Here is a 6,722-nt window from a genome sequence, read left to right as displayed (position 1 = left end):
AGTTGTTTCGCAACGAAGTGATAAACAACCGATGATAAGAATGATAAGAAAGTTTGCAACGCAAACTTTTAAAGATAAAACAGATGCCGTTTTCGGCTATTTTTATCTTATCTTTTTTAATTTTTTATTACAATCTAAAAATCTCTTTAATTATAAATCATTTTTTTCTGTTTTAGATAAAAATTTATAAAAAAAATGCTAATTTTCAGCAGTATGAAAAAGTGTACAGTTTTGAAAACTGTACAAAAAAATGAACGCTTGTTAAATTTTTTATAAAAAAAAATGGACATTTCGATTTTTTGCGTTATAAGAGTGATAAATAAAAAACAAAATAATTGCTTGTAGTACAGATAAATATAAAAATGACCTTTATTTTGGAGGTGAAAATAAAAGTTGGCACAATTCTTGCTTTATATGAAAGGACGGTAATTTTATACAAAACGGTTTTTCACTTTTCAGCAAAAAAGTGGAAAAAGAGGCAAAAATGGAAATTCTTGAAACGTATATAAAGCAGATAGGGAGATATCCTCTTTTAAATGCAGAGCAGGAGAAAAAACTTTCTGAACAGATTGAAAAAGGAAGCGCGCAGGCTGTAAATCAACTTGTAAATTCAAATTTAAGGCTCGTTATAAGCATTGCTAGAAAATTTTTATGCACTTCAAAAAATTCGATAATGGATTTGATTCAGGAAGGAAATTTGGGACTTATGGCGGCGGCGTCGAAGTATCATTATTCTTTTAATACAAGATTTTCGACTTACGCATACAGCTGGATTTTGCAGTATATGCTTCGCTATGTTTATAACAAAACTTCAATGATTGCTCTTCCTCATCGAAAAGAAGAACTTTTACGTAAGGTTGTTGCTGCAAAAAACGAATACAAGCAGAATTCAAATCGCGAGCTTTCTGTTCCAGAACTTGCCGAAATCTGCGGAGCAACTCCTGAAGAAATTGAGTCAGCTCTTTCGCATTCTTATACAATTACAAGCATTGACATTGAAGCCTCTGAAGATGGAAATGTGACGATTGGAGATTTAATCGTGGATAACAGTTACAATCCTGAAATTGAATATCTGCGTGTCCATGAAAAAAATCAGATTAAAAAGATGGTTGACTCTCTTCCTGATTTTGAGCGCAAGGTTATTTATGGAAGATATAATTTTAAAAACGACCTGCATGTTCCGACTTTGCGCGAATTAAGCGCGGATTTGGGAGTGAGCGCAGAAACTGTCCGGCAGATGGAATTGAGGGCTATAAAGAAAATGAAAAAATATGCAGGCTCGTTGAATGAATTCAGTTTTGCCTGAAGTATTCCATAAGACAGAAAAATTGCTTATTATGAACAAAGATATAAATTCATCTTTGTTCCAATGAAAACTCAAAAAAACTCAAATTCACATTCAAAAAAAACTTCTGTGCGCCGCAGAAAAGTTAAAAAAGTTAAACTCGACAAAAACAAAGTGACGCTTTTGTGCGGAATTATTTTTTTGATTTGCTGTGTTTGCATTGCTGTAAATGTTTTGTCTCAAAGCGCAAAATCAAAAAATGTTGCGGAAATTGCAAAAAACGAAAAAAAAACAGAACAAAGGCCGCAAAATTTAAGTGAGTTAAACAAAAATCAAAAAAAGAAGGAAGTTTCTGATTCAAAAGAGTTAAAGAAATCTCCCGGTTTTGCCAAAAAAGACGAAAATTCTAAAAACGTAAATAAAACTTCTCAAAAGCAAAATGCGGATTCTAAAAAAAATCCTGTAAAATCTATAGAAAATACAAATAAAATTCAAACGGAAAATAAAAATATTCAAAAAACGAAGCCTGGAATCGAAAATAAAAGCAAAACTGTAGAAAATCTTGAAAAATCTAAAAAAAATGAGCAGATTCAAAGCACAGAAAAAAAACAGGATTTGCCGTTTTTAATTCCTCCGGCGCAAAATGGAGCGACTTTGGTTTTTGTAATTGACGATGCAGGAATGAACGCAGAGTATACAAAAAGATACGCCTCGCTGCCATTTCCGCTTACAATTGCCGTTTTGCCGAAACTTTTGCATTCAAAAGATTGCGCATACATTGTCCGTTCTTCAGGAAAGGAACTTATTTTGCACCAGCCGATGCAGTCCTTAAACCATAATCTTGACCCGGGACCTGGAAAAATCAGCGTTGACATGAGTTTTTCTCAAATCAGTTCAATCATAAATGAAAATCTGGCGGAAATCGGACCCGGTGTAAAAGGCTTGAATAACCACGAAGGAAGCGAAGTTACAGAAGATGTTTTGAGAATCGGGGCTGTTTTAGATGTTTGCCTTGAAAATAAAATTTATTTTTTGGACAGCAGAACGACTGCAAATACAAAGGCTCCTCAGGCTGCCCTTGAGCGCGATATGACGATTTTTGAAAAATCCGGACCTTATATCGACAATATCGTTTCGCGCGAGGCTATGCTCAAAGAAATATACAAATCTTTGGAAGCGGCAAACAAAAATGGCAGCGCGATTGTGATTGCTCACGTAGATAAAAGCGCAGAAATTTTGCCAAAACTTCTTGAACAGATGTATCCTTATCTGCTAAAAGCAGGCTATAGGTTTGCAACTCCTTCAACGCTTCGTTAAAATTAACGTGAAGAATTGGTATTTTGCTATTATTTGGAGAAATAAATGAAGGTTCTTGGAATTGAAAGTTCTTGTGATGAAACAGCTTGTGCCGTCGTTGAAGACGGAAAAACAATCTTGAGCAACGTTGTGGCTACTCAAATTCCTTTTCACCAGATTTATAAGGGCGTTGTGCCGGAAATTGCAAGCCGCAAGCACGCAGAGTGGATTTTGCCGGTTGTAAAACAGGCTTTAAAAGAAGCGGATTTAATCTTGGACGATATTGATGCCATTGCTTCGACAAATCGTCCTGGTCTTATGGGCGCTCTTTTGGTTGGCCTTACTTTTGGAAAAACTCTTGCCTGGGCAACAAATAAACCTTTTATTGCTATAAACCACATGCTCGGACATATGTATGCTGCTCATCTTGTAAACGATATTCCGTATCCTTATATTGGACTTTTGGTTAGCGGCGGACATTCGATTATTGCTAAGGTGAATGGTTTCGATGATCTTGAAGTTTTAGGAACTACGATTGACGATTCGATTGGCGAAGCCTTTGACAAGGTTTCAAAATTTTATGGGCTTGGCTATCCTGGCGGAGTGATTATCGACCGTCTTGCGCAGAAAGGGGAGCCTAAGGCGTTTAGTTTTCCTGTTCCAAAACTTGATAAGGGCGACGACCACCGTTATGACGTTTCGTTTAGCGGACTAAAAACAGCAGTAATTCATCAGGCGGATTTATTTTTAAAGCCTGGATATGAAAAAACAAACGAAAATATCTGCGCCGCTTTTCAGGAAACTGCCTGCAAGACGATTGTTTCGCGGCTTTTGCGTGCTGTTGACGACACCGGAATAAAAACTGTCGTTGCCGGAGGCGGAGTCGCCGCAAATTCAAGATTGCGCTCAATGCTTGCAGAACGCACCGATTTAAACTGCATATTTCCACCGTTAAAACTTTGTGGCGACAACGGAGCGATGATTGCTGGAGTTGCGTATCATTTCTTAAAACGCGGCGACACAAGCCCGATTGATACGACTGCGAGCGCCAGAATTCCGCAATTTAAGCGCGGTTTAAAGAACCTGGAATTTTTTGGAAGACGTTAGAGGAATAACGTTCAGTAAAACGAAACAAAAAACACCAAAAAGAGGAAAAAATGCGGAATTTAAAAGATTTGACATACGGAATTGTCGGTTTGGGAATAATGGGCGGATCAATTGCAAAAGCAATCCGTGAAAATATTTTGTGTCAAAGCGGTTCAACAGGAAAAATTTATGTTTGCAACAGAAGCACTTCCTGTCTTACTCAGGCTTTAAACGAAGGAGTTGCCGACAAAGCGTTTACTTCAAACGAATACGAAAAAATGCTTCCTGAGTGTGATTTTGTTTATGTCTGTCTTTATCCGCATGCGACGATTGATTTTTTGGAGCAAAACAAAAAATTTTTTAAGAGCGGTGCAATCGTTACTGATATTTCTGGTGTAAAAGGCATCTTTGAAAAATCTCTTCCGGAAATTTTGCGTCCTGACGTTGATTTTATAATCGGTCATCCGATGGCTGGCGGCGAAAAAGAAGGCTATGTCAATTCGACTGCAAAAATGTTCATAAATCATAATTATATTTTGTGTCCGCTTACTGAAAACAAGTCTGAAAATCTTGAAACAATGCGGAATTTTATTTCAGAAATCGGTTTTACCCGGATTACAGAAACGACTTGCGATATTCACGATTACAAAATCGGTTTTACAAGCCAGCTTTGCCACGTAATTGCATGTTCTCTTGTTGACAGCGCAAAAGACGAGCAAATTACAGCTTTTGGAGGAGGAAGTTTTGAAGATTTAACGAGAATTGCCATGATAAACGCTCCTCTTTGGACTGAACTTTTTATTTCAAATAAAGAAAAACTTGTCGGGCATATTGAAAATTTTGAAAATCAAATAAACAAATTCAAGAATGCAATAAAAAATGATGACAAAGACAGCCTTATGAAATTGATGGAAGAGAGCCGCGAAAAAAGAATAAAAATGGGTTCAATCAGAACCGTAGCAAAAAAATAGAGGATTTTTTTATGAAAGACAATTCAGTTTTAGACCGTGCAATCCGTCGTGTTCCAGATTTTCCTAAACCTGGAATTCTTTTTTATGATGTGACAAGTATTTTTACAAATCCGCAGGCATTTAAGTTTTGCCTTGATTTTTTTGAAGAAAAATATCGTCCGCTTGTAGAAAAAGGCGAAATCACGGCCATTGCAGGAGCAGAAAGCCGTGGATTTTTGTTCGCTGCTCCTCTTGCCGACAGGCTTTCAATTCCGCTTATTTTAATTCGCAAAAAAGGAAAGCTTCCAGGCGAAGTTTACCGTCAGTCTTATGACCTTGAATACGGTTCTGCAGAAATCGAAATTCATAAAAGCGATGTAAAAACTTCTGACCGCATTCTTTTGATTGATGATTTGATTGCAACCGGCGGAACCTTAGATGCTGCTAAAAAACTTTTTGCAATGGCTGGAGCGGCAGTTGCGGAAATTGCAGGCGTAATCGGTCTTCCAGATTTGAATTATGAAAAAGTTTTGTCGCCGACTCCTGTAACGACACTTATAAATTATTACGGGGCATAAAATGCAAAAACAACAGATTGAATTTTATATCCGCACTGCAGAATTGTCAGATTTAGATTCTATTCAAAGAATCTAGNNCCAGCGCGGGATTTTATGAAGGCGAATGGAAATTCTACTCAGTGGGGAAATGACCGTCCCTACAAAGAAAATATTGAGTCAAATATCAATAAAAAAATTCAATTTGTCTGCTGTTATAAAAACGAAAATAACACTGAGGAAGTCGCAGGCACATTTTTGTTCATGCACGAAAAAGAGCCTTCCTATGACGACTTAAAAGACGGAAAGTGGCCGGAAAACACAGAAGATTATTGGTGCATTCACTCTGTCGCGTCCGGAATGAAGGTAAAAGGGGTTGCTTCGTTTATTTTTAGCTGGTGTGAAAATCAGCCCGGCGTAAAATGCATAAAAATTGATACTCATCGCAATAATCTTCCTATGCGGCACTTAGTCGAAAAAAACGGATATGTTTACTGCGGACACTGCTATTACTATGACGATGTAGAAACTGACGATGGAATTGTGCAGGATTTTGAACGGATTGCTTTTTGCAAGGTGCTGAAAAAATAAAACCGCACAGATTTGACATTGTGCGGTTTTGTAAAAACAAATTAGTTTTCAGATTCGTCTTTTTTAGGATTTTTATTTCCTCCGAGAAGGATATTTGTTAAAATTCCTAAAATAAGGGCGCATGCAACCGTACGAATTTCTACGGCTCCGATTTTTACGACCATTCCGCCGACACCTGTAATAAAGATTACCGAAGCTACAAAAAGATTTTTGTTTATGTTCAGGTCGACTTTCTGGAACATTTTAAATCCGGAAACTGCAATAAAACCGTAAAGAGCAACACAAACACCGCCCATTACGCAGTTTGGAATTGTCTCGAGGAATGCAACAAGCGGACTTATAAGAGAAAAGAGAATACACAAAATTGCGCAGCCCCAGATAGAAACTGTTGAAGCGTTGTGGGTGATTGCAACACAGCCGATTGACTCGCCGTAAGTTGTGTTAGGACAGCCGCCAAATGCCGTAGAAACGATTGTTCCAATTCCATCTCCTAAAAGAGTGCGTGTAAGTCCAGGCGTTTTAAGAAGATCTACGCCAATTATTGCAGAAAGGTTTTTGTGGTCTGCAAGATGTTCTGCAAAGACAACAAACGCAACTGGAACGTAGGCTGCAAAAATTGTAAGAAGGTAAGTTGGAGTTATTCCTTTTAAGCCTTCAATTCCTCCTGCTATAAAAGTAAATTTAGGAATTGCAAAAAAACTCTTTACTTCAAGCAAAGCATGGTAATTTATTACGGTAAGTGCCGGGTTTGAAGTTGTATAGCCGATAAGTGCAAAAATTGATGCTGCAAGGTAGCCTGCAAGAATTCCTATGATAAAAGGAATAAGACGGCCGATTTTTTTACCGTAAGATGAACATATCATTGTAACGGCGAGTGTAATAAGTCCGCAGATTAGCGCAACGTATGTGCTTTCGCCTTCGACCGAAGTTTTCATAAGGTCGCTGACAGCATTCGCAGAA

8 protein-coding genes are annotated in these 6,722 nt (G+C 37.6%); 7 read left to right on the top strand and 1 reads right to left on the bottom strand.

Annotated features, from left to right (window positions below):
• The 7 genes from B3Y13_RS09680 to B3Y13_RS09650 form a co-directional block, all read left to right on the top strand.
• A partial coding sequence (locus B3Y13_RS09680; protein WP_296694230.1) for a hypothetical protein occupies window positions 1–190 on the top strand: 190 nt, incomplete at its 5' end.
• Between the two features lie 294 nt (window positions 191–484).
• Complete coding sequence (locus B3Y13_RS09675; protein WP_296694228.1) at window positions 485–1,306, top strand: sigma-70 family RNA polymerase sigma factor; 822 nt, start codon at window positions 485–487, stop codon at window positions 1,304–1,306.
• 63 nt (window positions 1,307–1,369) lie between these two features.
• Complete coding sequence (locus B3Y13_RS09670) at window positions 1,370–2,602, top strand: divergent polysaccharide deacetylase family protein (protein WP_296668177.1); 1,233 nt, start codon at window positions 1,370–1,372, stop codon at window positions 2,600–2,602.
• 45 nt (window positions 2,603–2,647) lie between these two features.
• Window positions 2,648–3,688, top strand: coding sequence for a tRNA (adenosine(37)-N6)-threonylcarbamoyltransferase complex transferase subunit TsaD (gene tsaD, locus B3Y13_RS09665; protein ID WP_296668175.1), 1,041 nt, complete (start codon window positions 2,648–2,650; stop codon window positions 3,686–3,688).
• 50 nt (window positions 3,689–3,738) lie between these two features.
• A complete protein-coding gene (locus tag B3Y13_RS09660; RefSeq protein WP_296019965.1) occupies window positions 3,739–4,638 on the top strand; it encodes a prephenate dehydrogenase in 900 nt (299 codons plus the stop codon).
• A gap of 11 nt (window positions 4,639–4,649) precedes the next feature.
• A complete protein-coding gene (locus B3Y13_RS09655) occupies window positions 4,650–5,195 on the top strand; it encodes an adenine phosphoribosyltransferase (protein WP_296668173.1) in 546 nt (181 codons plus the stop codon).
• A 93-nt stretch (window positions 5,196–5,288) separates the two neighbouring features.
• Window positions 5,289–5,762 (top strand): GNAT family N-acetyltransferase, encoded by a 474-nt coding sequence (locus B3Y13_RS09650; RefSeq protein ID WP_296694223.1) that lies wholly within the window; start codon window positions 5,289–5,291, stop codon window positions 5,760–5,762.
• A 41-nt stretch (window positions 5,763–5,803) separates the two neighbouring features.
• On the opposite strand, the gene B3Y13_RS09645 is transcribed toward B3Y13_RS09650, so the two are convergent.
• A partial coding sequence (locus tag B3Y13_RS09645; protein WP_296694220.1) for a solute carrier family 23 protein occupies window positions 5,804–6,722 on the bottom strand: 919 nt, incomplete at its 5' end.

Origin of the sequence: Treponema sp. UBA7567, assembly GCF_002476655.1 — a bacterium.
GTDB lineage: Bacteria > Spirochaetota > Spirochaetia > Treponematales > Treponemataceae > Treponema_D.
The sequence above is the reverse complement of the archived record's forward strand: the minus strand, read 5'-3'. Positions and strand labels throughout refer to the sequence as shown.

Coding starts and splice junctions, on each gene's coding strand:
- B3Y13_RS09675 (WP_296694228.1), top strand. CDS start 485: ATGGAAATTCTTGAAACGTATATAAAGCAGATAGGGAGATATCCTCTT.
- B3Y13_RS09670 (WP_296668177.1), top strand. CDS start 1,370: ATGAAAACTCAAAAAAACTCAAATTCACATTCAAAAAAAACTTCTGTG.
- tsaD (WP_296668175.1), top strand. CDS start 2,648: ATGAAGGTTCTTGGAATTGAAAGTTCTTGTGATGAAACAGCTTGTGCC.
- B3Y13_RS09660 (WP_296019965.1), top strand. CDS start 3,739: ATGCGGAATTTAAAAGATTTGACATACGGAATTGTCGGTTTGGGAATA.
- B3Y13_RS09655 (WP_296668173.1), top strand. CDS start 4,650: ATGAAAGACAATTCAGTTTTAGACCGTGCAATCCGTCGTGTTCCAGAT.
- B3Y13_RS09650 (WP_296694223.1), top strand. CDS start 5,289: ATGAAGGCGAATGGAAATTCTACTCAGTGGGGAAATGACCGTCCCTAC.